This window comes from Paenibacillus sp. sg306046 (genome assembly GCF_059821225.1).
Genome location: NZ_JCAMRT010000010.1, coordinates 115,304 through 141,236, shown reverse-complemented (window position 1 = coordinate 141,236; position 25,933 = coordinate 115,304). Strand labels below are relative to the sequence as shown.

Annotated in this window: 16 protein-coding genes; 1 reads left to right on the top strand and 15 read right to left on the bottom strand. The window is 58.0% G+C overall.

Translation table 11 applies throughout. From position 1 onward, the window contains the following. Positions 1-54: 54 nt before the first annotated feature. The 10 genes from AC6ROY_RS12545 to AC6ROY_RS12500 form a co-directional block, all read right to left on the bottom strand. The gene (locus AC6ROY_RS12545; protein ID WP_500100803.1) at positions 55-1,515 is read right to left on the bottom strand and encodes an aldehyde dehydrogenase family protein; all 1,461 of its coding nucleotides are present in this window, start codon (positions 1,513-1,515) and stop codon (positions 55-57) included. 18 nt (positions 1,516-1,533) lie between these two features. After that, positions 1,534-3,063, bottom strand: a complete 1,530-nt coding sequence (locus tag AC6ROY_RS12540; RefSeq protein ID WP_500100802.1) for an extracellular solute-binding protein — start codon at positions 3,061-3,063, stop codon at positions 1,534-1,536. A 61-nt stretch (positions 3,064-3,124) separates the two neighbouring features. Further along, the gene (locus tag AC6ROY_RS12535; protein ID WP_500100801.1) at positions 3,125-4,006 is read right to left on the bottom strand and encodes a carbohydrate ABC transporter permease; all 882 of its coding nucleotides are present in this window, start codon (positions 4,004-4,006) and stop codon (positions 3,125-3,127) included. Between the two features lie 38 nt (positions 4,007-4,044). Continuing rightward, positions 4,045-5,001 (bottom strand): ABC transporter permease, encoded by a 957-nt coding sequence (locus AC6ROY_RS12530; protein WP_500100800.1) that lies wholly within the window; start codon positions 4,999-5,001, stop codon positions 4,045-4,047. A 374-nt stretch (positions 5,002-5,375) separates the two neighbouring features. Beyond that, complete coding sequence (locus AC6ROY_RS12525) at positions 5,376-7,892, bottom strand: glycoside hydrolase family 2 protein (protein ID WP_500100799.1); 2,517 nt, start codon at positions 7,890-7,892, stop codon at positions 5,376-5,378. A 29-nt stretch (positions 7,893-7,921) separates the two neighbouring features. Continuing rightward, on the bottom strand, positions 7,922-9,505 hold the full coding sequence (locus AC6ROY_RS12520; protein WP_500100796.1) for a response regulator transcription factor: 1,584 nt from the start codon (positions 9,503-9,505) through the stop codon (positions 7,922-7,924). Beyond that, positions 9,483-11,249, bottom strand: coding sequence for a cache domain-containing sensor histidine kinase (locus AC6ROY_RS12515; RefSeq protein WP_500100795.1), 1,767 nt, complete (start codon positions 11,247-11,249; stop codon positions 9,483-9,485). The genes AC6ROY_RS12520 and AC6ROY_RS12515 overlap by 23 nt, the downstream gene beginning before the upstream one ends. A 71-nt stretch (positions 11,250-11,320) precedes the next feature. Further along, the gene (locus AC6ROY_RS12510; protein WP_500100793.1) at positions 11,321-12,160 is read right to left on the bottom strand and encodes a carbohydrate ABC transporter permease; all 840 of its coding nucleotides are present in this window, start codon (positions 12,158-12,160) and stop codon (positions 11,321-11,323) included. A 26-nt stretch (positions 12,161-12,186) separates the two neighbouring features. Further along, entirely contained in the window at positions 12,187-13,065 is an 879-nt protein-coding gene (locus AC6ROY_RS12505; RefSeq protein ID WP_500100791.1) for a carbohydrate ABC transporter permease, read from the bottom strand. Between the two features lie 61 nt (positions 13,066-13,126). Beyond that, a complete protein-coding gene (locus AC6ROY_RS12500) occupies positions 13,127-14,452 on the bottom strand; it encodes an extracellular solute-binding protein (protein ID WP_500100789.1) in 1,326 nt (441 codons plus the stop codon). Positions 14,453-14,929: 477 nt separating this feature from the next. Between AC6ROY_RS12500 and AC6ROY_RS12495 the strand changes: the two genes are divergently transcribed. Further along, positions 14,930-17,281 (top strand): beta-galactosidase, encoded by a 2,352-nt coding sequence (locus AC6ROY_RS12495; RefSeq protein WP_500100787.1) that lies wholly within the window; start codon positions 14,930-14,932, stop codon positions 17,279-17,281. On the opposite strand, the gene AC6ROY_RS12490 is transcribed toward AC6ROY_RS12495, so the two are convergent. The 5 genes from AC6ROY_RS12490 to AC6ROY_RS12470 all read right to left on the bottom strand — a co-directional run bounded on the left by AC6ROY_RS12490 (position 17,278) and on the right by AC6ROY_RS12470 (position 25,897). Continuing rightward, on the bottom strand, positions 17,278-19,896 hold the full coding sequence (locus AC6ROY_RS12490) for a TPM domain-containing protein (RefSeq protein ID WP_500100786.1): 2,619 nt from the start codon (positions 19,894-19,896) through the stop codon (positions 17,278-17,280). The two genes, AC6ROY_RS12495 and AC6ROY_RS12490, sit on opposite strands and share 4 nt — an antisense overlap. Positions 19,897-20,091: 195 nt before the next feature. Then, the gene (locus AC6ROY_RS12485) at positions 20,092-20,298 is read right to left on the bottom strand and encodes a hypothetical protein (protein WP_500100785.1); all 207 of its coding nucleotides are present in this window, start codon (positions 20,296-20,298) and stop codon (positions 20,092-20,094) included. Positions 20,299-20,457: 159 nt separating this feature from the next. After that, positions 20,458-20,838, bottom strand: a complete 381-nt coding sequence (locus AC6ROY_RS12480) for a VOC family protein (RefSeq protein WP_500100783.1) — start codon at positions 20,836-20,838, stop codon at positions 20,458-20,460. A gap of 250 nt (positions 20,839-21,088) precedes the next feature. Next, positions 21,089-24,406 (bottom strand): alpha-mannosidase, encoded by a 3,318-nt coding sequence (locus AC6ROY_RS12475; RefSeq protein ID WP_500100781.1) that lies wholly within the window; start codon positions 24,404-24,406, stop codon positions 21,089-21,091. A 99-nt stretch (positions 24,407-24,505) separates the two neighbouring features. Then, the gene (locus tag AC6ROY_RS12470; protein ID WP_500100779.1) at positions 24,506-25,897 is read right to left on the bottom strand and encodes an ABC transporter substrate-binding protein; all 1,392 of its coding nucleotides are present in this window, start codon (positions 25,895-25,897) and stop codon (positions 24,506-24,508) included. Between the last annotated feature and the right edge of the window lie 36 nt (positions 25,898-25,933).

Sequence of the window (25,933 nt, the reverse complement as noted above, 5' to 3'; positions counted from 1 at the left end):
AGCTTCGCTCCCCTTCGTTTCAGGTGTAAGGTGATAAATTAGGTGATAAGTAGGTTATGGTGTAATCAGTACCGTTTTGACCTGCGTGAAAAATTCAATCGCCGCGCGGCCCTGCTCGCGGGAATACGAGCTGGACAGCTTCATGCCGCCGAACGGCGCCTGCAGCTCAACGCCCGCCGTCTCGGAGTTGGCCTTGACCAGCCCGGCGTCCACCTGCTGCACAAACTTGTGGATGCTGCGCGAATCGCGAGTGAAAATCGCGGCGGCCAGTCCGTAGCGAGATTCATTCACCATCGCAATCGCTTCGTCCAGGTTGTCCACCTCGAAGATGGCCACTACCGGACCAAACAGCTCCTCCTGGGCAATCGCCGACTGCGGGGAAGCCCCGGCCACAATCGTCGGCTCTACATACCAGCCATGCTGCAGCTCCGCCTGTCCCGGAGCCTGCCCTCCGGCGAGCAGCTGCGCGCCTTCCCGCACCGCCTGCTGCACCGCAGCGACAATCGAATCGCGCTGCTTGGCCGAAACGACCGGACCGAGGTAGCAATCCTCCTCCAGCGGGTCGCTGAGCCGGATTGAACGCGCCCGGTCTACCAGCTTGGCCGTCAGCTCTTCCTTGATGGAGCGCTGGATGATGACGCGGCTTGTCGCCGTGCATTTTTGCCCGGCAGAACGCATCGCCGCGCTGATAATCGTATCGGCCGCCAGCTCCAGATCGGCGTCAGCGAGCACCACCGTCGCGTTTTTGCCGCCCATCTCCAGCTGGTACTTCGCATGGCGGGCAGAAGCGGACTGGGCGATACGCCGTCCGACCGTATCCGAGCCGGTGAAGGAGATGCCGGTAATGCCCGGATGATCGGCCAACCGCTGGCCGATCAGCGAGCCGGGACCGCTGACGAGCTGAACGACGCCCGGCGGGAAACCCGCCTCATGCAGCAGACGTGTGATCGCTGCAGCCGTCAGCGTCGCCTGCTCGGCAGGCTTCCAGACGACCGTGTTGCCGTAGATCAGCGCAGGCGCCATTTTCCAGATCGGAATGGCTACCGGGAAATTCCAGGGGGTAATCAGCCCGGTGACGCCAAGCGGCACACGGGTCGTGTACAGATGGGAGACGCCGTCCGATGCCGGCAGCACCTCGCCGACGCTGCGCGAGCCTTCGCCGGCGTAGTAGCGGAGCAGGGCAACCCCGCGCAGCACCTCGCCCCGCGCCTCGCGGATCGGCTTGCCCATCTCGATGGTCGCCAGACGGGCGATCTCGTCAACCTGCTCCTCCAGCAGCTGAGCCGCCTTGTACAGAAACGCGCCGCGCTGAACGGACGGCAGCGCCGACCAGATCGGCAGCGCCTGCGCTGCGCCTTCCACCGCCGCGTCCACATCCTCCAGCGTCAGATCAAGGCTGCGGCCGATCAGCCGTTCCCCGTGAATCGGGCTATAGTGATCCCTGGTGTTCCGGCTGCCTTGCGGCAGCCAGCTCCCGTTGATATAAGCGGTTTGTTCGGTCCATGTCTTCTCCATCTCCACTGCTCCTCGCTTTTATTTCTTTAATTTGTTGTACGCGGCGGTATATTCCTCAATAACAGCGCTTCCACCCGCCTTGAGCCATCTGTCTACTTCGGCGTTCCAGCCTGCTTCATCAATTTTGCCAACCATAAATTTCGTCTGGGCGTCGCGGATCTGATTGTCCAGCTCTCCGCCCTTCGCGCTGTAAGTTTTTGAATTCAGCGTCAGCGCCACATTCGGCACGACATGCTTCAGATTTTCGGCGACAACCTTCCAGCCTTTGTCCTGAAGCTCGTTCAGCTTGAGCGGCAGCCCGTTGCCCGTTACCTCGAAGGACGGCAGGCTGTCGCGGAACGGCTTGACCTCCAGGTTAAACAAGGCGAGATCCTTGATTTCCGCTTTGCCGTCGGCCGTCTTCTGGAAGTGCTTGCCTTCGATGCCGCGGGTCAGCAGCGTGGACATCTCCGGGTCAAGCAGCTTGTCGAAAAATCCGAGGATTTGCTTCAGCTCGGCCTCATCCTTCACGCTCGATTTCGGGAAGACGAAAAATCCGTTGTTGCCCGGCTCAGCAGGCACACGCAAGCCCTGCGGTCCCGCAAACGCTTCCACATCTACAACTACGTTCGGCACAGCCTTGACTACATTTGTGTACGAGGTAGCTGCCGCCGAAGCGACCGTATTGACCCGGATGCCGACCTTGCCCGCATTCCACTTGTTGTCCGCATCTGCGGCCTGTACGACCGAGAAATCCTGATTGACGAGCTTATCCTGGTACAGCTTGCGGATCAGCTTCATCGTGTCCACATAAGGAGCGGACATGAACTCCGGTATCACTTTTCCGTTCTCCACCCCCCACTTGTTCGGCGCCCCCTGGGATACGGCCAGGCGGGTCATGAACGCAGCGCTGGAAGCCGGATCGTTAAACGAGCGGTCCATGAAGAATCCATAGGTGTCGTTTTGCCCGTTTTTATCCGGGTCCTTGAGTGCAATATCCTTCATCGCTGTATACCAGTCATCCAATGTAACCGGTTTCTTAATGCCAAGCGCGTCAAACCAGTCCTTGCGATAGACGATGGCCGCACGGCCGATGTCCCGGTACAGCGGCAGCCCGTACAGCTTGCCGTCGACCTTGATATTATCATAATGCATAGCATTGACAGCTGACAAATTTTTGAACTGGCTGAGCAGCGGCGTAATGTCCCAGAACAGGCCGGATTCAATCGCATTCAGCGTTGTTGCATTATACGTGAGCTTGAAAGCCCTGGGCATTTCGTTGGATGCGATCATAATATTTTTCTTGTCCTCGAAGGCGGCCGCCGGAATCCACTGAATATCAAGCGTCGAATGGGTGTAGGCTTCGATGGCGCGAATAATTTCGCTGTCCTTCTTGGGAGCTTCCCCGACCTGCGGCGTCGCAATCGTCACCTTGAGCGGCGTTTTGGCCGCAGCTGCGCCATCGGACGAACCGCTGCTTGTCTCAGAGCTGCCCTGCGAGCAGCCCGCCAAGCTTCCCGCCGCGAGCAGACAAGCCATAACCGCGAACACCTTGCGTTGTTTGTTCATAAGATCAAACCCTCCTTGGAATAGTCCAGCTTTTTTATCTTTTATGAGGAAGCCTGCAAAATCAGCCCTTGACGGAGCCAAGCATGACGCCTTTGGCAAAATGCTTCTGCAGGAACGGATAAATGAGCACAATCGGCACGGTCGCAACGACAATGGATGCCATTCGGATCGTCTGCGGCATGTAATCCGTCGGGTCCTGCTGGGAGACGCTGTCCCCGATCTGGCTTTGCGACAGCAATATAATTTGGCGAAGCACAATTTGGACCGGCCACTTCTCCGAATCATTGATGTACATAACCGCATTGAAGAAGGTGTTCCAGTGGCCGACGGCGTAGAAGAGACCGAAGGTTGCCATCGCCGGCATCGACAGCGGCAGCACGATGCGGAACAGGATGCCCAGATCGTTGCAGCCGTCGATTTTAGCCGAATCCTCCAGCCCGTCGGGAATTTGCTGGAAGAAATTTTTCAGTACGATCAGGTTGAAGGCGCTGATGGCCGATGGAATCATCAAGGACCAGTACGAGTTGATCATGCCGAGCGACTTCACAACGAAGTACGTCGGAATCATACCACCGCTGAACAGCATCGTGACCAGCACCATCAGCATAATCGGGCGGCGGCCCCGCAGCGTCGCTCTCGCCAGCGGATACGCCATCAGCGAAGTAAACAGCAGATTGATCAGCGTGCCGAGCACCGTCACATAGATGGACACCAGCAAGCTGCGCGTCATCGTATCGGTCGAGAAAATATACTTGTAAGCGCCCAGTGTGAACGTGCTCGGGAACAGCAGCAGCCCGCCTTGAGCCACCTCCTCGGGAGAAGCAAACGATACAGCAATAATATACAGAAACGGGACAATAGCAAGCAACGAAACGAGCAGCAGCAGCAGCGTGTTGACTCCGTTAAACAGCCGGCCGGTCCATGTGCGGTCCTCTTGCTTCATGAAGCTCTCCTCCTTCTGTGTTTCAGTTCGTAAATGAGCTAGTAAACGCCCTCTTCACCGAATTTCTTCGCCAATGTATTGGCGCCGATGACCAGCACCAGCCCAACCAGCGATTTGAACATACCGACGGCCGCGCTGTAGCTGTACTGTGCCTGTGTCAGCCCTTTCATATACACGTAGGTGTCAAATACTTCTCCGACCTCGCGATTGATCGAATTCAGCATCAGGAAAATATGCTCGAACCCGCTGTCCAGAAACGTTCCCAGACGAAGAATAAACAAAATAACAATCGTGCTGCGAATCGCTGGCAGCGTAATGTGCCACAGCTGTCTCCACTTGCCTGCCCCGTCCATCCGGGCCGCCTCGTACAGCTGCAGATCGACGCCGGACAACGCAGCGAGGAAAATAATGGTGCCCCAGCCCGCTTCCTTCCAGATCGTCTGAATCACAATCATCGAGCGGAACCATTCCTCGCTAAGCAGAAATGGAATTTTCTCCATCCCGGCTCTGGCGATCATTTCATTGACGACGCCGCCTTCTGTAGTCAGCAGCACGTAGAAAATACCGACGACGACAACCCATGATACGAAGTGCGGCAAATACAGCAGCGTCTGTGCGACTCGCTTGAACACCTCGCGGCGAACCTCATTCAGCAGCAGCGCCAGCACAATCGGCAGCGGGAAAAAAAACACCAGATTGTAGACGGCCAGCAGCAGCGTGTTGCGGAACAGCATCCCGAATTGCGGTTCGCTGAAGAAGCGGTAGAAGTGGTCGAGTCCGACCCACGGACTGTTCAGGATGCCGATGTGCGGCTTGTACTCCTGGAAGGCCATGATCAATCCGGTCATAGGCACATACTTAAATATAATGAAGTAGAGGATGCCGGGCGCCAGCAGCAGGTACAGCAGCTTGTCCCGGACCAGATCCCGCAGCCATTGCGGCTGCTTGCGCACCGCCGGGCGGCTCGTGGCCAGCGTGTTTGGATAAGTTTTCATAAATTGTCCTCCTGGCTCATATTTCGTAAACCTTGTCATCCGGCCTCGCAGCTTGTTGTGGTCATGCAAGCCATTACTGCTGCGTCTGTCCGCCAAGCTCCGCGATTCGTGAAGCGCTTGCATTTCTAAGTATAGGAATCGCTCTTATAACTGGCAATCGTACTCGGGCAACCAATTGCTTGCAGTGGCACAAACCCTTGTGCAGCAACGGCTTTCCCGTTTGGGGATCATTCTTTTTTACGCGGAATCGTACTGATTCAACCTGTTTTCGCCGCCGTAATAACGGCCATCATCCCCAGCAAACCATCCGAAAGAACGACAAAAACTTCCTGCCCGGCGGAAGCCGTAACAGGAAGTTCAGGAAATGGCTGAAGCTATAAGCGATTCAACGCCGACACCTGCAGCGCTCCCAGAGGCACCGGCAGCTGATGCGGATTGATCAGGCTGACCGTACGCTGCTCGCCCGGCAGCAGGTCGAAGAAGTTGTCGCTGAAGCGGACATGTCCGATCGGCAGGTCCAGCTTGACCATCCGGGCGACGGCATCGGCGGCCGTTATACGGATCGTTTGCGCCTGCTCATCCACCGCTACCTCCAGCTTCGTCTGCGGCAGACGGAGCTGCTTCGGATCGCGCAAGTAATACGTATTGACCGGGGCATCCCAGCCCGGTGCCTCCAGACGGATCAGCACCTCCTCGGCTTGACGGCCCTGCAGCACCTCGGCCTCCGTCAAGCTGCCGAGCCGTACCGACCGGTTCGCACCGATTTCAGCAGCAAAGGCATGTGTAAAAAAGCGGTTGCCCGCGAAGTCGTACGCGCTCAGCGTCACCTCGCCGCTGTAGCTCTCCGGCCGGTCGTTGACGACCCACACCTGCAGCGGCTCGCCCGGCTCATGGTCCAGCGTGAGCAGCAGCGGATGATAAAACGTCTTGGCGTAATAAAACGACGCCTTGGGCAGCAGCTCATAGTCGATCATCGACCAGCTTGTCCCCGGCCAGCTGTCATTATGCTGCCAGACAAGCGTGCCGCTGGTGCGCTCCTTGTTGCGGCGGTAATGCTCAATACCGTACTTTAGCCCTTCCGCCTGCGTCAGCATGGAGAAATTCATATATTCCTCGATGTTTTGCGGAATGCCGGTATAACCCTCCATCAGCAAAATACCCTTCTGATGATTCGTATCCTTGTTGCGGTACGCCATCTCGACGCTGCCCCAATAAAACTCGCCCGGCGGCAAGTTTTTCTCCAGCGTATACCGGTTCGCGGACGCATGCATGCCGAATTCACTGCTGAACAACGTGAAGTCCTTCTTGTAATTGCGGAACGTCACGCCTTCGATGCTGTAATCCAGCAGCGGCGCTTCGCCAAACAGCCGCGGATAAACGGAGCCATGCCATACTTGCCAGTTATGGCGGTCGCCGATCGCCGGATCGTTGTCATCGAACCCGTTTTCTCTTGCGTAAGGCGAGGACGGCCAGTAAGCGCGGCTGTCGTCCAGCTCCTCCAGCACCTCCGGCAGCAGCTCGTGATAAATCGCTTCGCCGTAGAATGGGCACGTAATATCGCCGCCCGCCGATTTCATGTCATACAGCCAATCTATTTCATTGTTGCCGCACCAGAGCGCAAGCGAAGCGTAGTTGCGCAGCCGCTTGACATTATAGACCGCTTCACGGCGCACATTGTCCATAAAGTCTTTGTTAAAATCCGGAAACAAGGCGTTAGCGAAGGCAAAATCCTGCCAGACAAGCACGCCAAGCCGGTCGCACTCGTCATAGAAGACGTCCTTCTCATAAATACCGCCGCCCCAGACACGCAGCATATTCATATGTGATTCGACCGACAGCTCGATCAGATCGCGGTACCGGCTATCGGGAATCGCCCCGATATAATGGTCTGCCGGAATCCAGTTCGCCCCCTTGGCGAACAGCTTCACGCCGTTCAGCAGAAAAGCAAACGCATGTCGGCCCTGCTCGTCCGTCAGCTGCAGCTCGATCATCCGGATGCCAAACGGCTTGCTGTAGCGGTCCACCTCCTGGCCGTCCGCTCGCAGCACAACCTCCAGCCGGTACAAATAGGGCTCGCCGAGATCATGCGTCCACCACAGCCGCGGCTCCGCTACATTCAGCTCGAATTGCCCATTTTTGCCCTGCACCTGGCCCTGCGCCTCCGCAACCGTCTCACCCTCGCGGGAAATAAGACGCAGCTCGCATGTCCGCTGCTGGTCGCGGCGGTAGGCGGTCAGCTCCACATTGACCAGCACGCGGGCGGCCTCCGCATGAGCCAGAGTCGTCCGGGCGAACACGCTGTCGAGCCGCGCCGAGCGGCTGCGCCGCACATGTACCTTGCCCCAGATGCCGACCGTCACCATACGCGGACCCCAGTCCCAGCCAAAATTCATCGCCGCCTTGCGCAGCCACGGACGCTCCTTCGTATAGGACGACCATTGGAACTGCTCCTTGTCGCGGTTATGCAAATAAAGCGGATCAAAGCGGACCGCAATCGTATTTTTGCCTTGACGCAGCACACGAGTCACGTCAAACGAATGGCCCATCAGCATGTTATCCGTTTTGCCGATTTCCAGTCCATTTACAAAGACAGTCGCAAACGTATCCAGCCCCTCGAAGATCAGCTCGTGCTTCTCCTCGCTGTCCTCCTTGCTGTAATCGAAGCTCGTCCGGTACCACCACTCCTTCTGCTCGATCCAGCGGCTTTTCGCATCGTTGTGGCCGAAGTACGGGTGGTCAATCAGATTGCGCTCGATCAGGGCGGAGTGCACATCCCCCGGCACACGGGCTGTTATCCAGAAGCGGTCGTCCAGCCAGGCCGACGCCACCTCCAGCGGCTTCATTTGTCCGACATCGTAATGCTGAATTCTCCACAAGCCTGTCAATTCCATGCGCGTTTCTCTCCTTATATGTGCATAAGCTACTCCGGCTGCCCGGAGCGAACTGCGGCCTGCGCCGCCTCCTCGCGATATTCGCTTGGCGTCTTGCCCGTAAATTTCTTGAACACCTGGCTGAAATATTTCACGTCCTCGAAGCCGACCCGCGCGGCAATTTCGCCGACCTTGGCCGGAGAGACGGCCAACAGCTCCATCGCCCGGCGCATCTTCTGACGGGTCACGTAATCGCCGAACGTCATGCCGACCTCTTTCTTGAATACCTCGCTCAGATGGTTCGGGTGAAGATGCACGAACCGCGCTACCTGCTGCAGCCCGATATCGTTGCCCATCTGCTCCTCGATATACGCAATCGCCTTCTGGGCATGTGTCGCCTGGCCTTGGCCAAGCTGCTCATGATACAGCTTCATAATGCCGTTCAGATGCTGGTAAAGCACGTCCAGCGGAGCAAAGCCGCGCTTCAGCAGCAAATTTTCCCGCTGACGGTCTGCAGCCCCCGTACGCCCAGTCGCCGTCAGCACCCGCTCCAGCCAGCGATGCGCCGACAACGCCACCGAACGGATCAGCGACTCCAGCGATTCCAGCGTCATGTCGGGATCATCAAGCTGCTCCTGCACGTACCGCTTCACCCACGACTTGAGCGCCGCCGGATCATGCTCCAGCAAAATCGACGACAGCCGCTGCTCCTCCTCCTGCGTGCATACCGTTTTGGCGCCGCGCCGCTTGACGATTTCGCTGTAATCCAGCGTATGCACAGGCAGCAGCGGCTTGTAGCCGAACACGTAGTCAGCCGTGGCGTAGGAGTGGTGCAGCTTGGCCGGATCGGCAACCGCGTCGCCCGCCGCCAAAAACAGGCTGCACTTGAGCTGGCGCTCAATTTTTTTCAGCACAGTCTGATGCGCCGCCCCGCCGCCCGCGCTGCCTTGCTCCAGCCGAACGACGACAATAATCCGCTTCTTTTGAATGTGCGTTTCACACGGCAGCAGCTCGGCCAGCATATTCGTCACGGCAAACAGCAGCAGCGACTCGGCAGACGCCGAAGCGCCCCAGCCGTCGGCCGCCACGATCAGCGTTTGCAGAGCCGCTTGCTCCGGTCCGCGCTGGAATAATCCGGGCAAATAGGCGCTCAGCAGTTGAGCATCCACACCGTCTGCCTCGCCGTCGATGACCAAGCGCTCGAACAGCCGGTTGCGTACTTCCTTGTTTTTATGGTAATCCTCGCTCAGATGTCGCCACTTTTCCTCGATGCGCTGCCGCGCCTTCAAGACCGTCTTCATAATTTCATCCGGGCGGCTCGATTTGAGCAAGTAATCGCTGACCTCCTGTCGGATCGCCTGCTGCATATAGGCAAAGTCATCGTAGCCGGACAGCACGATCACCTCCAGATCAGGCAGCAGCAGCTTCGCCTCAGCCGCCAGCTCCAGCCCGGTTTTCCCCTTCATCCGGATGTCCGTCAGCAAAATATGCGGCCGCTCCTCCTCCATCCGCCGCAACGCTTCCTCGGCCGAGGCCGCAGGCTCAAGCAGCTCGATGCCGATTTCCTGCCACTTGATCACCTTCGCCAATCCGGTGCGGATAATAACCTCGTCATCGACGATCATGATTTTCATACTGCGGCCCCTCCAATCTCGGAATTGTGAATGAAATGCGGGTGCCTGCGCCCTCCCGGCTTTCCAGGTGCAGCCCGGACTCCAGCCCGTAATGGAGCAGCAGCCGCTCATGCACGTTGCGCAGCCCATAGCTGGCCTCGGAGGACGCCTCCCCTTCCGCCGCATGCAAGCTGCTTCTCACCTGCTCCAGCCGTTCGGTCGACATGCCGACCCCGTCATCCAGCACCATAAAGCTCATCAGCATGCCCTGGCGTTCAATGTGAATCGAAATTTGCCCCTTCGCGCCTTTCTGCTGAATGCCGTGAATCATCGCATTTTCGACGAGCGGCTGCAGCAGCAGCTTGAGCATAAACGCCTGATTCAGCTCTTCGTCGACCGTGAAGTCCACATCGAACTCATCGGGAAAACGGATCGACTGCACGACCGCATAATTGCGGATATGGGCCAGCTCCTGCGCGACGTGGCAATATTCTTTGCCGCGATTCAAGCTGAAGCGCAGAAAATCGCTAAGCGCCCCGACCATCTCGGCGATCCGCTGCTGATCCTCCATCAGTGCGATCCAGTGAATCGAGGATAACGTATTATAAAGAAAATGCGGGTTAATTTGCGCCTGCAGCGCCCGCATGTCCGCTTCCTTCTTCCGCGACTCCTGATGAATCAGCCGCAGCTTGAGCGATTCAATATGCGTGCCGAGCTTATTGTAGCTGGCCGCCAACCGTCCAATTTCGTCCGGTGAACCGATCGGATAAATCGGCAGCGGCTCATCCGGATTCAGCTTCGTCAGCAGCCGGGTAAGCGCCCGGAGCGGGTTGGTCACCCTCTGCACGACAAACAGCGTCAGCCCGACGGTCAGCAGCACCGACACGACAACAGCCGCCCCGGTCAGCACGAGAATAAAGCGGTTTTCCGCCCAATACAGGTCAAACGGAATGACGCCGACCAGCGTCCAGCCTGTCGCCTCATCGCGGTAATGCAGGAACGTCTGCCGATCGCTTCCTTCACCGACCGTCATCGCGCCCGAGCCCGGCCCCATCGTATTCACGAGCTGCCGGGGGAAACGGTTCCCGTCGGCGCCAAGCAGCCGCTTGTCCGTCGCCGATAAAATGTCCCCTCGCTCATTCAGCAGCACGACTTGTCCCTGTCCTTCGATCAGTTGAGGCTCCGTCCAGTTGCGCGACACAGCCTCCTCATCCAGACTAATGACCAGCCAGCCGAGCGTCTGGTACGTGCCCGCAGCGCGAAGCGGCCGGACAAAAGACATGACCTGCCGCGTGCCCGCGTAATTTTCAATTTTGTAGCGGCCCGTCCATTGCTTGCTCACCACCTGATTGAAATCAAGCTTCAGCTCCGAATAATAGCTGGCCGCGGTAGAGATCGGCTCTGCACCGTTGGACGGATAAATCGTCATGCTGGATATATAGTTTTTGGAATAAACGAGATTGGTCATCATGCCCAAAATACGCGTTCGCAGCGCGCTATCCTCCGGCAGCCCCTTCATCCCTTCCTGGATATCCTGCAGGCCGATCAAGTAAATCGAAATATTTTCAACATCCTTCACAATAAACTGCAGCTTGGCGCCCATCTGGGCCAGCGTGTCTATGCCGGACTGCTTCGTTTTTTGCTCGGTGCTGCGGGAAGAAATGATGTACGCAAAGCAGCCAAGGGAAACGAGCGGCAGCAGCGTCGTAATCAGCATGAACAGCGACAGCTTGCGCCGCAGCGATTCGTTCATCCAGGTCAACATCCGCATCCTCCGTTCTGCCTTGGCTTCGCCTCCGCTAATTTCACTGCCGCCCGGCAGCGCTTATGCCCAGTTTACCCTTTGACTGCGCCTGCTGTCATGCCTTTCATGACATGCTCCTGGAAAATCAGGTAGACGGCAATCGTCGGCAGCACCGCCAGCGTCATCGCCGCGAGCGTCAGGCCGAAGTCGGTCTGGTAGCCGTCGGCAAAGTTGGCAATGCTGAGCGGCAGCGTTTTGAGGCTGGATTTGCTTATAAACACGAGCGCAAACGAGAAATCATTCCAGAAATGCAGGAAGCTCAAAATCGTTACGGTGGACAGCGCAGGCAGCGAAATCGGCAGCATAATGCGCCAGAAAACACCCCACAAGCCTGTACCGTCAATAAATGCCGCTTCTTCGATTTCCTTCGGGATCGTAGCAAGATAAGCGGTCAGCACGAAAATCGCGGTCGGCAGCGCAAACGCCGTGTAGGGCAAAATAAGCGCCCAATACGTATTCAGCAGCGAAAGCTGCTTCATCATAATAAACAGCGGAACAAGCGTGCTGTGAATCGGAATAAGCATCCCCACCACGAAGAAGGTCAGAATCAAGCCTTTGAAGCGGAATTTAAGCCGGGCCAGCGCATACGCGGCGAGCGCCGTAATGAACAACGTCAGCACCAGACTGACAATCGAAACGAGCACGGAGTTGCCGAACGCAACGCCCATCTTGGACGACTGCCAGGCGAGCACGAAGTTGTCGAAGCTCCACTTGACAGGCAAGCCGAACGGCTTATTGTAAAACTCGGCATTTGACTTAAAGGCGCTGATAAACAGCCAGAACAGCGGATACAGCGTCAGCGCCGCATACAAGGTGAGCAGCGTCCAGAGCAAGCCCGATCTCCATTTTTGCAAGGTAACAGATGATTGCATACATACTCCTCCTTTCTATGGCGGCGTTAAGCGTCCGCTTTGCGGCGGGTCAGCCATTGGCTAATGCCGATAAACACTAGACTTAGCAGGACGATTGACGTGGAAATCGCGCTGCCGAAGCCATACCGGTAGGATGAGAAGGTCGAGTTATACATATACGTAGCCAGCAGCTCGGTCGCATGCGCCGGGCCGCCCTTCGTCATCACGTACACCAAATCAAACGACTTCAGACTGCCGGAAATACATAAAATAATCGCTACCTGCAGTGTTCCCCAAATCATCGGCAATGTGATCGTAATCAGCTTGCGCAGCCCTTGGACGCCGTCGATTTTAGCCGCATCGTGAATATCGCCGGGGATATTTTGCAGCGCGGAAATAAACAAGATCAAGTAAAGACCGACAAAGCTCCAGACCAGCGGCGGCGTCAGCGAGAAAATCGCGATTTTCGGGTCGGACAGCCACTGCAGCTTCCAGCCGGACAAGCCGAAGCTATCGAGCAGGAAGTTCAAAATCCCGATTTGCGGGTGGTACATATATTGCCAGATCATCCCGATGACAACCGACGACAGCACCATCGGCATAAATACCGCCGAGCGGATAAACCGTTGAACACCGTTATTTTTGGACAGCAAAATGCCCAGCACAAGCGCAATCGGCAGTTGACCGAACACCGAGGCCAGTACAAAGATCAAGTTATTTTTGAGCGCCCGCCAAAAAATCGGGTCTTTGGCAATTTCGATATAGTTGTCGAGGCCGATAAACTTGGCCGCTCCGATCCCTTTCCAATCGAAAAATCCGTAGTAGGCCGACCAGATGACCGGCACAAATACGAACAATGCGTAGAGAAGGAGCGCAGGGGCTAAGCACATCACGATAAAGCTGCGTAGATAAGAAACATTCATCATGCTCACTTCCTTCTGCCGAATGTAGTCAGCCCTCCATACGGAGGGCTGTCTGCCAACTCATTTATTTGCCAAGCGCGCCTGCTTGTGCGTCCTGAATTTTTTTGGCGACCGCTTCCGGGCTGCCGCCCGAGAGTAGCTCCTGCAAGCCGTTGTTGATCACCTCGACTGCCGCCGAGCTCAGCTTGGAATCATACACCGGCGATATTTTCACCGTTTTCATCAGCTCGTTCAGCTCGACGAACAGCGGGTGCGCCTTCGATTTGTCCACATCAATTTTGTAGCTGACCAGCGTGCTGCTATCCAGCGTTGCTTTCTGGCCGTCCGGTCCGGACAAAGCGTAGAACAGCTGCATCGCCGCATCCTTCTTCGCGCCGGACAGCTTTTGGCTGACGCCGAGGCCTGTACCCACGACACCGGACGTCGTTTTCGCGTCGCCCTTGCCGCCCTCGATAGGGGGGAGGATCGTCACATGGGTCGTATCCAGCACTTCCTTAGGCGCGTTTTTCACAACGTCAGCCATCGCCCAGCCGCCGTCGATAAACATTGCCGCTTTACCCTGGAAGTACAGCTGGCGCATCTGGTTTTGGTCAATGCTGTTAAAGCCGTCCTGGAACGTCTTCGCAGTTCCCATGTCCTGCAAAATTTTCAATGATTTTACAAATTCAGCGTCCGTAAACTTCGCTCCGTCCTGCTTCGCCGCCTTGAGGAACCAGTCCGTGCCGGTGACGCGATCCGCAATTGCGCTGAAGATCGTCGATTGCGCGGCCCAGTTCGCCTTGTTGCCGAGCGCGACCGGAATGACGTTGTTTTTGTTGAACGTCTCGACAGCCGCTTGCAGCTCAGCCCACGTTTGCGGAACCTTGACGCCGAACTTGTCGAAAATCGCCTGGTTGTAGTAAATAAACGAAGAAGGAGACAAGTTCATCGGAACCGAATAAATTTTGCCGTCTACCGTATAGCCGTCAAACGCCTTGTCGATGAAGTTGTTTTTCCATTCCGGCTTGCTGTTCAGAAACTCATCGACAGGCTGCAGCAGGTTGCCGCCGACAAACTCCTTGGTCATCGCATCCGGCCACATCACAAACAGGTCCGGCATATCATTGGCCGCTGCTACCGTTTTCAAACGGGTTTTCAAGCCATCTGTCGGCAAGCCTTCGATTTCAAGCTTGATGTTCGGATGCTGCGCAGAGAAATCGTCGAGAATTTTCCGCATCGCAATCGCTTTCGCATCCTGGCCCGTCCAGTTGTGCCATATGGTCAAGCTGACCTTTTCACCTGCGCCGCCTCCCGCGCCTTGCTCTGCAGGTTGATCTGTATTACCGCATGCAGCCAGCAAGGATGCCGTTGCCAGCAAGCTGACGCCCATTTTAACCGCTTTATTTTTCATTCCGTTTGCCTCCCTTTTGTGCTTCCCTACTCGTATTGTACTCATCTCCCGGCATCTTAGTAAGGCGAATATCATAAGGAACAGGGTAGAAAATGATCGGATTGCATGATCAAAGCAGAAAGCAAAAACCCAAGCTTTACCCCGGCTCAACAAGGGATAGGCTTGGATTGAAGCTGCGCCGTATGCCTAAAAGGCAGGGGCTTCCCAGATCATCCCCCCCGGCCGATGCTCCCTTTTCCTCCCGAATCGTACCGGATCATACCCGAAATGGTTGTTTCCCCGACTGGAGAAGTATGGTATTCGCGCGTGTGTTACCCGTCTTCGCCCCATGAATAGCAGCATTCATCCTTTTTTCAGCCAAATTGTTACTTCCGCTTGTCCGCTCTGTTCCAGTACGATGAACACATTACACATATGGCATGAACGTTGACCGCTTGCGGGATCACGTTCCGATCAGGTTACGGAGGTATGCGGTTTATGAGCCAAACGATTACGTATACGCTTTCAAGCTCCGCCAAACGAATAGACGGCGGCCGCTTGTCCGACTGCGGCGGCTGCAGCCCGCAAGGGGAGCGCTACGGCTTCACCAGCTTTTATATGACCCATAACGGACAGCCGTTTATTCCGGTTGTCGGCGAGTTTCATTTTTCGCGGTTTTCCGCGCTGCATTGGGAGGAAGAGCTGCTGAAGATGAAAGCCGGAGGTGTGAATATTATCGCCACCTACGTCTTCTGGATTCACCACGAGGAGCAGGAAGGCGTGTTCGACTGGAGCGGCGACCGCAGCCTGCGGCATTTCGTCGACCTGTGCGCGAAGCTGAAGCTGCCACTCATTTTGCGGATCGGCCCGTTTTGCCATGGCGAGGTGCGCAACGGCGGGCTTCCGGACTGGCTGTTCGCAAAGCCGGTAGAGATTCGTTCTAATGATCCGGGGTATTTGACGTATGCGCGGCGGCTGTACCGGGAAATAGCGCGGCAGGCGCGGGGGCGGCTGTTCCAGGAGGGCGGTCCGATTATTGCGGTGCAGCTGGAAAATGAATATATGCATGCCGGCGCGCCCGCTGACGCATGGGGCTACAAGCATGGCCAATTTATAAGCGCCGGCCGGGACGGCGCAGCCCATCTGACGGAGCTGCGGCGGATCGCGGAAGGCTGCGGCATCCGGCCGCTATTTTTCACTGCAACGGCGTGGGGCGGCGCAGCGGTGCCGGAGGATGGCGTGCTGCCGATGCTCGCCGCCTACGCGTATACGCCGTGGGTGCCGAATCAGCCCCCGAGCCGGGAATACGTCTACCGCGACCTGCATGTGCAGCCCGCCGAGCCGGTCGGCTATGATACGCTGCAATTCCCTGTCGCCTACTGCGAGATGGCGGGCGGGATGCAGGCAAGCTACAACGCGCGGCCGGTTGTGCCTGCGGCCAGCGTGGAGGCGATGACACTCGTGAAGCTGGCCAGCGGCAGCAACCTGCTCGGCTACTACATGTACCACGGCGGGTCGAATCCGGTCGGACGCACGTTTTTGAACGAGCAGTTTTTGCCGAAAATTTCGTACGATTACCAGGCTCCGATCGGTGAATTCGGGCTTGTCAACGAATCGTATCACCACATTCGCAGCCTGTCGCTGTTTCTGGAGGCGTACGGCGGCCTGCTGGCTCCGATGGGCACCGTCATTCCGGACGGTCAAAGCGATATCGCTCCGACCGAGACCGGCTCGCTGCGCTGGTGCCTCCGCGAGCGGGACGGATCCGGCTTCCTGTTCCTGAACAACTTCCAGGACCATGTAGACTTGCCGGACCGGACGTTCCGCTTGCAGCTTGCAACCGCGCAAGGCGACGTCCGCTTCCCGTACGAGGGGACGATCACGCTGTCTGGCGGCGCTTGCGCGGTGCTGCCGTTTCATCTGGAGCTGGACGGCGTGAAATTCGTCAGCGCAACCGTCCAGCCGTTAACCCGGCTGGCCTCGCCAGACGGCCCGTGTCTTGTCTTCTACGCGCATGACGGGATGCGGCCGGAATTCGTGCTGGATAAGGGAACCGCTCCAGCCGTACAGGGGGAAGGCGCGGCGGTGGAGGATCACGGCGCGTATTGGGTCATTCGCCCTGTGCCGGGCCGGGCGCAGGCGGTCACCGTCAGCCGGACGGACGGTACCGTCGTCCGTTTGCTGACCTTGACGCGGCAGGAAGCGCTGCAGGCGTACCGCTTCCGGCTGTGGGGCGAGGAGCGGCTGGTGCTCAGCCCGCAGCTGCTGACGGCCGACGACGGGCGGCTCGTCTGCGACGCGCCAGGCTCGGCCCAGGTCGAGGCCGCGATTTATCCGGCCCCGGCCTGCATGCTGCGGCATGAGCAAGGCGTGCTCACTGCCGCAACGAGCGGCGGCTTCGCCGTCTATACGTGCGGCTTGCCCGCGTATGCAGCCCAGGCCGCGCTGCGCGTGCAGCCGGTATCGGAACGGGCGGCGCTGCTGCACCTTGACATCGCCTGGCCGGAGGAGGTCGAGGATGTCATTCTGGAGATCAGCTATGACGGCGATGTCGCCGCCGCCTATATCGGGGATCGGCTGCTGACCGATCATATTCATGACGGCAGCGTCTGGCGAATCGGGCTGAAGCAGTTCCGCGCCGCGCTGGAGGAACAACCGCTGCACTTGTCCATTACCCCGCTGCGCAAAGGCACCGTCCGCCGCTACGTCAATCAGGCGTACGTCGAGCGGTTCGACGGCGTTGAGATCGCCTGCTTCCACCGCATACAGGCCGTCCCGGTATACAGGACAGCCTGGTCAAGAGCATGGACGGACGAGGACGGCCGCGTTCAGGGGGGCAGCAGCGGCTAAAAATTATCGCCGCCGCTGGAGCCGGAATTCGAGCTGGAGAAGCTGTCGCCGCCGGAACTGCCAGAGCTGGAGCCGGAACTGGAGCTGCTGCTCCAGCTCCGGCTCTGCTCCTCCTGCTGCTGCCGGAGCTGGCGCTCCTGCTCCTCGGCCCGCTCCCGCTCGCGCTGCTCCTCGGCTCTTTGCCGGTCCCGCTCCCGCTGCTCCTCGCGCATCTCGGCTTCATAAATCGACTGCATCCGGGAAGCCGACCGCTCCGCTGCCGCCAACTCCTGCATCGCGTCCGCATACAGCCCCAGCGACAGCAGATGCTGCGCTTGCTGCATGGAGCTGCTATAGCTTGACGAATAAGAACGGGTGCTCCTCCGTGAGCTGGCCCGCGCATAGGTCCATCTGAAGCTTGCGTTCAGCTGACGCATCCGCTGCACTGCCTCTTTTTTCGCACGCATCAACCGGTCAACCCCATGCTCGAACGCATTCACCTGTCCGCTGAACACATTGTATGCCTCCTGAATACGCGACACATGCAGCGGCTGACGGGACAGCAGCTGATCCAGCAGCCGCTTCTGCGGCTCAATGATGCCTGGCAGCCGGCCTGTATCCCCGGAGGCGGACGACTGCAGCGGCAGCCTTTCCTTGACTGCCCTAGAATGGACGCGCTCGTAGCGGCTCCAATCCTTTCGCACAGCCGCGATCAGCTCGTTCAGCTGCTTCACAACGCGGTCGTAAGTCCCTAACGACTGCTGCAGCTGGTTGTTTGCCTCGGCATACATCTGCTGGACCTCGCCCAGACCGCCGTCCGCTTGCTGGTAAGACTGGTCGGCAAACTGCTGCCGGACAGCCGGGAACCTGCGCTCCAGCTCAGTGAACAGCAGCTCCACCAGCCGGTATTCATCCGGCAGCTCCGGCCAGGCCGAGCTGTCGAACTCCCGCTGCAGCCTTGCCCGCATTTCGCGCAGCGATTCGAAATCTGCGGCGAAGCTGCGCAGCTGCTCCTGAACGCGGCGCAGCCTGGGCTCCAGCGCCTGCTTTAATTTGACCTGCTGCCGCAGGTCCTGCCACGCCCCGGACAACAGCCGCTGCGCGTGCGTCTTCAGCTCGGCGGCCGTCGCCAAATCTCCCGCCGCCAAGGCTGTCCTGTACGCAGATACATCAGCCTCCGCTTCCGCGATGTCCTGCAGCGGGTCAATTTCCACCGCCTGCATCGACTGCTGGCGCATCAGCTCATTGACCCGGCTGCGAGTGTCGTCTACTTCACCGGCAGCTTCCTCCAGCCACGCCTTCAGCTCAGGCAGCCGGTTCAGCAGCTCCCCGTACAAGCTCAGCTTCTCACTTACCGTCTCCAGCGCTTGCCCGGCGTCAAACAGCTCGATCAGCTGCCGCTCATGCACCGCAGCAATTTGCTGCTGGAACCGTGCGATGTCCGCCAGCAGGCGCCCAAGCTCCTCTCCGGATGCCGCGATCGTAGCCGCCTTGCTTTGCAGCTGCCGGGCTTCCGCCTCAAGCTGCTGAATGACAAGCGGATTTTGCTGATCCCAGCTTACCATTTCCTTAATGCGGGCCATGACCGGCTGCTTGCGCGCCTGCAGCTCCTTCAGCCGAACAGCCGCTTGCTTGAGCTCCTGCCGCCTGCTGCGGGCAAAGTCAAAGAACGTCAGCCGGATTTCCTCAAGCTGGGTGATCAGCTCCTGGACATCTGCGCCCAGCCGATCAAGCTCCCCGTCCACCTCGCGAATCATCGTTTTCGTAAACATCGACGTGTACAGCCCGGCCAGCGTTGCCAACTGCTCACTGCCCTGCAGCAGCTCAACCGACAACGCTTGGGACAGCTTCAGCCTGCGCAGCCGGACCGTCTTCTGCCACAAAAATATCATCAGGCGCACCAGCAGCAGCAGAACCAGCAGCACGGCGATCAGGAAACCCAGCAGGATGCCCAGGGTAACCCAAACACTCTGTGAATCCGGCTGCCGCCCATCCTCCCAAAGCGCCGGGTTGGACGGCGCTTCTTCTTCTGCTCCTGCTTCGGCCTGCGGCTGCTCCGGACTTGTCGGCGCGGGGGCGGCGGCAGGCGGCGCTGCCTCCTTCGTTTCCAGCGGCGGCAAGGCGTTCATCGCATCAATCAAAGCGATCAAGCCTTGAACGTAGTCGTCCTTTTTCGCCGGCGGGGTGAAATGCTTGCCGATCATCTGATCCAGCATGGATCGTCCGGCGTAGCTGTCCCCCGCATAGTTCACAGGCAGCGCATCCAGCCGCCGCTGCAGGTCGGCGTTGTTGAAGTGCATCTCGATCCGGCGTTCGCCCTTCGAGATCAGCACAAAAATATCATCGGCCTGCAGCTCCCACGATTGATACGCCGCGCGGGCCAAATCGGCTCCCTGCTGCCCGCCGAAGCTGCTCACGGTCACGATATAAAACGGGTACACCGAGGCCGCCGCCGCCTTTTCTAGCTTCAGAAGCTGGGCTTTCGGAAACATCCCGGCCGTATCCTGCACATGCTGGCTGCCCTTGGACGGGATCGCTGCAGCCGCCCGAGCAATGCCGGCCGAGCCCGTCACGACATCGGCTGCCCCGCCTAGCAGCAGAATGCAGACAAGCAGCCACATCACTATTTTTTTCATCAAGTCCTCCCGAATGATGCAAGATTTACCGCTATTATAGCAAAAATTGCTAGAATTCGCGGCTATTTTCTGCACAAGTCTCCTGAGAGCCCAGAGACCAGCGCAAAAAACCGGGACTTGGCTCCCTCGAGGAAGGAGGACAATCCCGGTTTTCGTTCCTCATTCGTGTACACGACAGCTTTCGTCACGATCCGTCTACTCCGCATATGCCCGAAGCAGCCGGATCGTTTCCTCGGCCTCTCCCGGCTCAGCGGGCATCAAGCCGTTGGCGGCCCAGCAATCCACACATTGCTGCTCGGTCACACAGGTGTGCGCCCGCTGGCACGTATAGCAAAACTGCAAATAGTTTCGGGTAACGACCGTTTCCGTTTCCATTTCCTGAGCTGTTCGATGAGCGTTCATCTGGCTTCACTCCTTCGTTTCTTATGCGTTAAGCATACCATGATGTTCAAACATAGTATGTGATTATTTTCACAAATAAATGCGAAGTTATTCGCTTTACCTGAAACCTGCTGAAAAGACGGCCGACCCTGGCTGTCAGCCGCCTTTGGTTCTTACCCGTTATTTCTTTTCCAGCACAGCAAAGTAATTATCTTCATCATCAGCAAAGTTAAATACGCGGCCGAACGGCATCGACACCAGCTCGCCGACCTTCACCTGTTTATTCGACAAGTCGCTGTACAGCTGATCCAGATGATCCGAGAAAAACATCAACGAAGGCGTGCCGAGATTTAATTCAGGCGACATTTTGGCGACAAATTCCTTGCTGTGGAGAATAATGCTCGTTTCTGCCTCCTGCGTGGGGGCAATTTCAATCCAGCGCATGCCTTGACCGTTGTTCTCCTCGGCGATGACTTGAAATCCTGCTTTTTCTGTCCAAAACTCCACTGCCGCATCCTGGTTGTTTACATACAGCATAATTTGACCGACCTTGCTGATCATGGATGGTTCACTCCCTGGAGAAAGAATTGGCTCGACTCGCAGCAGCGCCCGTGCCGCAAGCACGCCCGCCAGCACAGCTTGTCTTGGCTGCCCAATTCCTAGTATACCACACCGATGAAGGCAGCATTTCTCATCCCTTGCTTTTTTTAGCGCCGGGCTGGTATCGCTGCCTGCGCGGACAGCCGTGTTGCGGCTGCGCCTGCAACAACAACACAAAACGGACCCTGCTGGCAGAGTCCGTTCCTTGCATTTAGCCTCGCGGCAGCGCAGCCAGCTGCAGCTTGAATGTTTTGATCTCATACGGCTGGATTGCGAAGGTGACCGGGCCGGTAGCCAGCTCCGACGCGCACGGCCGCTCCATCAGATCCGTTTCCTGCCAGCCGACAATGTCGGCGTCGCTGCGCAGCGTAACGGAGCCGCGCCGCCCGATGCATTCATGCAGACGCACAATTAATCCGTCACCGTCCTCGGCCCGCTTGACCGCATCAATCATAATATGATCCGCATACGTCGCCAGCAGGGAGAAGGCTTCCTCTGCGGCCCGGCCCGAAGCCGCCGTCAGCGGATTGTTCAGCGACCACGCAGCCTGGACGGTTCCGGCCTGCACCCAGTCTCCCTCATGCGGCAGCAGCGCGTACGTAAACCGATGCTCGCCTTGATCCGCTTGCGGGTCAGGCACCAGCGCCGACTTGATCAGCGACAGGCGAAGCACATGCTCCTTGATATCATAGCCGTACTTGCAATCGTTAAGCAGGCTGACGCCATAATCGCGCTCGGACAAGTCGGCCCACTGATGGCCAACGCTTTCGAAGCGGGCGTAATCCCAGCTTGTGTTCCAATGCGTCGGACGCTTGACGTTGCCGAACTGAATGTCGTAGGTTGCCTCGCTGGCGTGTACGTGAACAGGGAACGCCACCTTCAGCAGCTGGCGCTGCTCGTGCCAGTCTACGTCCGTCACGAAGTCGATCCGCCGCTGATCGGCGTATACGATCATCTGCTGTGCCATCCGTGAATTCCGGTACGTCCATTCAAAACGAACGACCGCACGCACGCTGCCAAGCTCCTCCAGCTCAATCCGCGTGCACGTCTCAACGGTCCGCATCTTTTCCTGATAAAAAATGTCGATATCCCAAGCCTCATGGCGGCCCTTCGGCTTGTCCTCGAACACCTGCAGCACGTTGCCCGCTTCGCCTGCCGCGAGCACCTCGCGTCCGGCGATCCGGTCGTACAGCCGGGTCAATTGTCCGGACTCATTCCAGACCAGCTCATAAAACGGCGTCGTCAGCCCGTTTTCCTGCGCCTGGAACGGCAGCTCGGCAGCCGCCTGCGCCGGCTCTGCGGCTCCATCAGCGCTAACCGCGCGAATAACCGCGTAGCCCAACGAAGGCAGATCGTCCACCTGTACCTGCCAGCCTGCGCCGGAGCGCTGGGCGGGCAGCGTCCGTCCGCCTGCATCCTTCCACACCACATGGTTCAGCGCGCCGTCGGCTGGCAAGGCAACCACATCGCTGCGTTTCCACGAGCTGCTGTTGAACACCGTAAAGCATTGCTCATCGGGCGCGTCAGCCGTCTTGTCCGCATCGGTCAGCTGCCCGGCAACCGCTCCGCTCCGACCTTCCGCGTCCTCCGCATCCGAAGGTCCCGCATCCAAGCCGCTCACAGGCTCTGCCCGGTCGCGGCCAGCCGAAGCTTCCGCGATCTGGCCGGCCGGCGCCAGCAGCCCTTGGGCCGCCTGTCCCCAAGCCGTACGCGCAGCGTCAAACGCCTCGCCGTATTCAATCCGGCAGTCCTCATACACCTCGCCAATCGAGGAGCCGGGAATAATATCATGGAACTGGTTGCGCAAAATAATGATCCAGCCGGCGTCCAGCGCCGTCTTCGGATAGGCGTCCCAGCTGCCGCTGTACAGGCTGCCGAGTACGGCCATCCATTCCGTTTCGCGGTACAGCAGCTCCAGCTTCCGGTTCGCCCATTTGTTATACGCCTGGCTTGTATACGTACCGCGATGCAGCTCCAGATAAAGCTCGCCGTTCCACGTATGTACATAACGGTCCGTCTCGGCCACCGTCTGCTTCAGCTGGTCGAAATATTCGTCTGCCCGGCCCGTGGTCACCTGCGGCAAGCCCGGCATATGCTCCAGCCGCCTCCGCAGCTCCAGCATCTCGCGGTTTACCCCGCCGCCTCCGTCGCCGTAGCCATATGCGAGCAGCAGTTCGCGGTTAATTTCCTTGTCGCGATAGCCATCCCATATGCCTGTCACCGACTCCGGCGTCACACTGCCGTTATACGTGTAATAAAAGGCGCCTTCGCTTGTGCCCGGATCAGGGGTCGTAATAAAATGCGTCAGCACCTCGCTGCCGTCTATGCCCTTCCAGCGGAACGTATCATGCGGCATCCGGTTGTACTGATTCCAGCTGATTTTGGTCGTCATAAACATATCAATGCCGGATTTCCGCAAAATTTGCGGCAGCGCCCAGCTATAGCCGAATACATCCGGCAGCCACAGGTACCGGCATTCTACGCCGAATTCCTCGCGGAAAAACCGGGTGCCGTACAGCAGCTGGCGCACCAGCGCCTCGCCTGAAGCGAGATTGCAGTCCGCTTCCAGCCACATCGCGCCGCCGGCCTCCCAGCGCCCCTCCGCTACCCGCTGCTTGATTTGCTCGTAAATGTCCGGGTAATCCTCTTTGATATAGGCGTAAAGCTGCGGCTGCGTTTGCAAGAACACATAATCCGGGTACTGCTCCATCAGCCGCAGCACGGTCGAAAACGAGCGGGCGGCCTTCTCCCGGGTATGCTTCAGCCGCCACAGCCAGGCAACGTCGATATGCGTATGGCCGATGCAGCGCACCTGCACCGGATGATGCTTGGGCATCCGCTCCAGCTCGCGCTTCAGCACATCCCGCGCTTCCTCCACCGAGGCGTAAAACAGGTCGGAGCCAGGCTCGGACCAGTCGATCCGCAGAAACGCCCGGTCAAGCGCAGCCAGCAGCTCATGCTGCTCCGGCTGCCGCTCGCTGAGCGTCTGTACCGTTTCCAGCATGGCGCGCCCGGTATAGTACAGATCGTCGGTCGGCTCATCCAGCCAGCCGAGCTGCGCCTTGCTGAATTTGTGCTCGATCGGAGCCGCCTTGCCGTAGCCGTTCAAGCCGGACCAGAGACGGAAGCGGAACTGTACCTGCGTGCCGGCCAGCGCTTCCTGGAGAAAAACTTCCTCGTGATTGGAGTCGACGCCCTGATACGGACGTCCGTTCAGAAACAGCAGCGATTCGAAGCCGCTGTTATTCCCGTTGCCTGTCGCCCCGAAATCAAACAGGCCGATGACCTTGCGGGATTTCCATGCTTCCGGAACGTCCGCTTCGAACGCCAGCCATACATACAGATCGCGGCCAACCCACGCATCGCCCACGCGCAGCGGACGCCATTCGCCGTCCTCCTCCGGGTATGTTCCGATCGCTCCCTCCGGGTCTTCCTTCATCCTCAACCCGGTCATTTCCGTCAATTCACGATAGCGCAGCGCTTCGATATCCTTCAGCCGCGCAGCCAGCTTTTCCTTCGTCCACAACATGAAGCCTCATCCCTTCCTGTTAACGTTCAAGCAACAGTCCCCCATGCCGGATGCGGCGGGGGACTGTTGCTTGAGATGGTCAAAGCGCGATTATGGAGCTTACTTGCCGAGTGTGCCTTGCAGCTTAGCGGAGTCGAAAGCCGGATTAGCCGTCGCTTTTGTATCGCCCGCCGCCTTAACTTTGTCAAGCGCTGCATTGTAGCGGGTATTCAGGTCTTGAATGACCTGATTCAGGTCGCCGCCCTGAATCATATATTTCGTGAAGGCGTCGGATTTTTTCACGCCCTCCACCTTGCCTTCGACGGTGAACGTCGGAGCGGCCGGGTAAATGCCGTCATACGTTGTTGGCGTAAAGCCGTCCATGCCTGCAATTTCCGGCTTCTTGCCGAGTGCTGCGATATACGGCAGGATCGAAACGCCGTAGCCCTTCTGCTGATAGTTCCCTTGCACTTCATCGCTGTACATGTATTCGAGGAATTTCCATGCTTGTTCCTTTTTCTCCGAAGCGGAGCTGATGGACAAGTATGCGCCGCCGTTCACGAGCGAAACGCCCTTCTTGCTGCCGTCAATCGTCGGTACGACCGCTGTCGCCCATTTGATCTGCGCCGGGAATTGCGATTTGTATACGGCCGGCTCAGAGGAATGGTTGACGTACATCCCGATTTTGCCCTGCGCGAATTGCGCGCGCAACGGGTCGATATCAAGCGCCTCGGTGCCTGGCAGCATGCTGCCGTCCAAACGCATCTGGCGCAGCGCCTCAACCGTTTCCTTGTAAGCGCCGAAGTCGTATTGGCCCGTCTTGAGGTTATAGCCTTCCACCACGTTTGTACCGCTCAGCGTAGCGATCGGGTAAGCGACGCGGTCAAAGGCGGACGTGTTTTTAAAGTTGCCTGCGAAGCCGTAAGCGCCGCTGCTTTTGCCGGCTTCGGTCAGCTTCTTGGCCGTGTCAACCAGCTCCGCCAGCGTCGTCGGCGGCGACTTGATGCCTGCTTTTTCGAACAAATCGACGTTATAAATCAAACGCCACACTTGCCCGACGTTTGGCAGGCTGTACAGCTTGCCTTCATAAATGTTTTTCTCCTCGGCGAACGTCGGGGAAAACTTTTTCTTCATGTCTTCGCTTACATACGTATCCAGCGGAGCCAGAAAGCCTTTTTTCACCCATGGCACAATCTTGTTATGGTCCACACGCAGGATGTCCGGCGCCTGCTTGCTCGCAAACGAAATATCGACGGACTGATCGTAATTATCAGCCATGACCGTCAGTTCCACTTCCAGATTGTCCTTGTTCGTTTCGTTGAACGTTTGGATAACCTGCTTGATATAATCGGCATCGGAGCGGTCATTGGTCCAATAGGAAAGCTTCGTCTTCCCGGCGGCTCCGCCTGCTGCAGCTCCTGCCTGACCTTGAGGCTCCGGGGCCGACGAGCAGCCCGCCAGCAATAGGATCGTAGCCAAACTTAACGCGATTGTGCTCTTTTTCTTGTTCAAAGCAAACCCTCCCGAATTGTACTCATGCTTTGTGTT

What these genes read in the sequence shown, in the direction of transcription:
- AC6ROY_RS12520 (WP_500100796.1), bottom strand. Translation starts at nt 9,505, where the DNA reads ATGAAAATCATGATCGTCGATGACGAGGTTATTATCCGCACCGGATTG.
- AC6ROY_RS12490 (WP_500100786.1), bottom strand. Translation starts at nt 19,896, where the DNA reads ATGAAAAAAATAGTGATGTGGCTGCTTGTCTGCATTCTGCTGCTAGGC.
- AC6ROY_RS12515 (WP_500100795.1), bottom strand. Translation starts at nt 11,249, where the DNA reads ATGTTGACCTGGATGAACGAATCGCTGCGGCGCAAGCTGTCGCTGTTC.
- AC6ROY_RS12495 (WP_500100787.1), top strand. Translation starts at nt 14,930, where the DNA reads ATGAGCCAAACGATTACGTATACGCTTTCAAGCTCCGCCAAACGAATA.
- AC6ROY_RS12525 (WP_500100799.1), bottom strand. Translation starts at nt 7,892, where the DNA reads ATGGAATTGACAGGCTTGTGGAGAATTCAGCATTACGATGTCGGACAA.
- AC6ROY_RS12530 (WP_500100800.1), bottom strand. Translation starts at nt 5,001, where the DNA reads ATGAAAACTTATCCAAACACGCTGGCCACGAGCCGCCCGGCGGTGCGC.
- AC6ROY_RS12485 (WP_500100785.1), bottom strand. Translation starts at nt 20,298, where the DNA reads ATGAACGCTCATCGAACAGCTCAGGAAATGGAAACGGAAACGGTCGTT.
- AC6ROY_RS12545 (WP_500100803.1), bottom strand. Translation starts at nt 1,515, where the DNA reads ATGGAGAAGACATGGACCGAACAAACCGCTTATATCAACGGGAGCTGG.
- AC6ROY_RS12500 (WP_500100789.1), bottom strand. Translation starts at nt 14,452, where the DNA reads ATGAAAAATAAAGCGGTTAAAATGGGCGTCAGCTTGCTGGCAACGGCA.
- AC6ROY_RS12480 (WP_500100783.1), bottom strand. Translation starts at nt 20,838, where the DNA reads ATGATCAGCAAGGTCGGTCAAATTATGCTGTATGTAAACAACCAGGAT.
- AC6ROY_RS12540 (WP_500100802.1), bottom strand. Translation starts at nt 3,063, where the DNA reads ATGAACAAACAACGCAAGGTGTTCGCGGTTATGGCTTGTCTGCTCGCG.
- AC6ROY_RS12505 (WP_500100791.1), bottom strand. Translation starts at nt 13,065, where the DNA reads ATGATGAATGTTTCTTATCTACGCAGCTTTATCGTGATGTGCTTAGCC.
- AC6ROY_RS12475 (WP_500100781.1), bottom strand. Translation starts at nt 24,406, where the DNA reads ATGTTGTGGACGAAGGAAAAGCTGGCTGCGCGGCTGAAGGATATCGAA.
- AC6ROY_RS12510 (WP_500100793.1), bottom strand. Translation starts at nt 12,160, where the DNA reads ATGCAATCATCTGTTACCTTGCAAAAATGGAGATCGGGCTTGCTCTGG.
- AC6ROY_RS12535 (WP_500100801.1), bottom strand. Translation starts at nt 4,006, where the DNA reads ATGAAGCAAGAGGACCGCACATGGACCGGCCGGCTGTTTAACGGAGTC.